The following is a 2,466-nucleotide window of genomic DNA, read 5'->3' on the forward strand; positions in this document are numbered from 1 at the left end:
AGGTCCACGAGGTCCGCCCCCGTCCCGCCCTCGGCACCAAACCCTTCACCTTCTACAGCTACCGGCTCGAACCCCACCCCACCTTCCTGCTGAACGGGCACCTCGCGCGCGAGGCCTGGTGACGGGGATGGCTTAGGTTGTCCCGGATGAACGGGTGGGGGCGGAGTTACGGGTATGTGGGGCCGGCCGACGTGCGTGCGGGTGTTCGACCCGGCAGTGACGGGTGTCGGATCGCTTCCGTGGACGAGTTCGGCTCCTGGATTGGCGGGAGACCGGCGGCGGAGCTGGAGGAGCCGTTCACCTTCGTGGTCGATCTGGACGGCGTGCTGCGTCTGGCGCCGCGCCGGAGCGAGCATGTGGCCTGTGCCGGGGGTGGGTCGGTCCGGAGCGCCGGGGAGATCGCCTTCGCCCGTGAGGAGGGCGGCTGGTCGGTGACCGAGGTCAGTAACCTCTCGACCGGGTACTGCCCGGATGTCACGTCATGGCCGACGGTGGCCGAGGCGCTGGACCGTGCGGGCGTGAGGCACCCGGGAGGGTTCACGTACGAGGCGGTGTTCCGAAGGTGCCCCGGATGCCAGGAGCACAACCTCGTGCGTGAGGGCTACTTCGTCTGTGTCTTCTGCGGGAGCGATCTGCCCGTGCACTGGAACATCCACCCGCCGGTGGACGAGGCAGTGGGACTACTCAAGGGCGAACTGCGGGTGCTCGCCGATCTGGGTGCGGAAGGCGTCTGGCGTGGCTTTCTCCGCTTTGCCGGACGGCTGTTCGATGTCCCGGACGTGCCCGATGCCGATGGTCTCCTGTTCCAGTACGGGACGTACTCGTTCGGCGGTCCACCGGCGTTCACGCTGGACTTCGTCCGGCAGTTCGTGGTCGTCGACGAGGACGGCGATCATGATCACTTCGTGCAGGTCCACTGTGAGCTCCGGTACGGACCCGTACCTGCTCTGCGCGCCTTGGGAAGCTTCGACTCGTGGTACTTCCGCGACTCCGGAGACGATCTCGGCGAGTGGGGCGAGGCGATGGGCGAGCAGGCGGTCTGGGCTGCGATCCGTTCGCTCGAGCCCATCGAGATCAGGGTGTATCAGGAGCAGGTCTAGTCACTCAGGCGGCCGGGGCCTGGTTCTTGTCGTCGTCCTCCGGGAGCTTGCAGACGCGCTCCAGGAAGAGGGCGGCGGCGACGACTCCGATGCCCGCCGCGACCGAGAGGGCCGCGTAGAGGGCCTGGTCGCGGCGGGCGGGGACGTCGAGGGAGCCGAGGAGGAAGACGCCCGTGCCGCCGTACATGCCGGCGACGAGGGCGGCGACCAGGGCGCTCGCCTGGCCGAAGACCACCGCGCGGGCCGCCATCAGGGGTTCGACGCCCTTGGCGCCGGGGCGGCGCTCGCGCTGGGCCTTGAGGCGGACGCGGATCGAGAGGGCAGTCGCGGTGAGGATGACGGCGATCACGGCGAGGACGATGGGCGCGGCGATCGGCACGCTGGGGAGGGTGCCGACGGCGTCCCAGAGGCGGGCGGCGCCCCAGGAGAGGATTCCGGACACGAGGAACAGTCCGGTGAGCACCTTGAGCCGCAGTTGTTTCACCGGATGTCCTTCGTGTCGTCGCTGGGGCGGTCTGGCACGAGCGTAACGACTACTCCGGGAGACGGAGTTCCAGGTCGGCACGGGGGGTGACGCCTTCGCGGCCGAGGGCGGCGAGGAGTTCGGCCACGGGTCCGTGGCCGGGGATCCGGGCGTCGGGGTCGACGTCGTGCCAGGGGGCGAGGACGAAGGCGCGCTGGTGGGCGCGGGGGTGCGGGAGGGTGAGGACGGGGTCCTCGGAGACCACGTCCGCGTAGGCGATGATGTCGACGTCGATGGTGCGGGCGCCCCAGCGCTCCTCGCGGACGCGGTGGAAGGCCTCTTCGACGGCGTGGGCCCGCTCCAGGAGGGAGGAGGGCGGCAGGGTCGTCCTCACGAGGGCGACGGCGTTGAGGTACGAGGGCTGGGTGCCGGGCTCGACGCCCCAGGGGGCCGTCTCGTAGACGGGGGAGACGGCCTTGACCCGGAGGCCGGGGGTGTCGCCGAGGGCGTCGATGGCGCCCTGGAGGGTCTCCAGGCGGTTGCCGAGGTTGGCGCCGAGGGCGAGGACGGCCCAGCGGGGGTTGGAGAGGGTGGTGTCGGCGGCGTCGACGGTCTCGACGACGGAGGCCGGCACGGGCTGGACGGTGGGGTCGCTCTGGGTCGGCTTCATCGTCGGCTCCGGGTGATCGTGATGGTCACGTCGTCGAAGGGCACGGTGATGGGCGCGTCCGGCTTGTGGACGACGACTTCCACCTCTTGTACCCCGGCGTGGCTGAGGCACTGCTGGGCGATGCGCTCGGCGAGGGTTTCGATGAGGTCGACGGGCTCGCCCTGGACGACGTCGACGACCTCTTCGGCGACGATGCCGTAGTGCACGGTCTTCGCCAGGTCGTCGTCGGCCGC

3 protein-coding genes and 1 pseudogene are annotated in these 2,466 nt (G+C 70.4%); 1 reads left to right on the forward strand and 3 read right to left on the reverse strand.

All coding sequences use genetic code 11. The annotated features are described in order from the left end of the window. Positions 1 to 146: 146 nt before the first annotated feature. Positions 147 to 659, forward strand: a pseudogene (locus CCN56_RS33320) (hypothetical protein); the annotation flags it as partial. Between the two features lie 445 nt (positions 660 to 1,104). On the opposite strand, the gene CCN56_RS33330 reads toward CCN56_RS33320, so the two are convergent. The 3 genes from CCN56_RS33330 to folB form a co-directional block, all read right to left on the reverse strand. Further along, positions 1,105 to 1,584, reverse strand: coding sequence for a DUF3180 domain-containing protein (locus tag CCN56_RS33330; RefSeq protein ID WP_086831578.1), 480 nt, complete (start codon positions 1,582 to 1,584; stop codon positions 1,105 to 1,107). Positions 1,585 to 1,633: 49 nt separating this feature from the next. Next, the gene (gene folK, locus CCN56_RS33335) at positions 1,634 to 2,233 is read right to left on the reverse strand and encodes a 2-amino-4-hydroxy-6-hydroxymethyldihydropteridine diphosphokinase (protein ID WP_086831579.1); all 600 of its coding nucleotides are present in this window, start codon (positions 2,231 to 2,233) and stop codon (positions 1,634 to 1,636) included. Beyond that, a partial coding sequence (folB, locus tag CCN56_RS33340; protein WP_086831580.1) for a dihydroneopterin aldolase occupies positions 2,230 to 2,466 on the reverse strand: 237 nt, incomplete at its 5' end. The genes folB and folK, both read right to left, overlap by 4 nt.

Origin of the sequence: Streptomyces sp. NRRL B-24572, assembly GCF_002156145.1 — a bacterium.
GTDB classification, from domain to species: Bacteria; Actinomycetota; Actinomycetes; order Streptomycetales; family Streptomycetaceae; genus Streptomyces; species Streptomyces vietnamensis.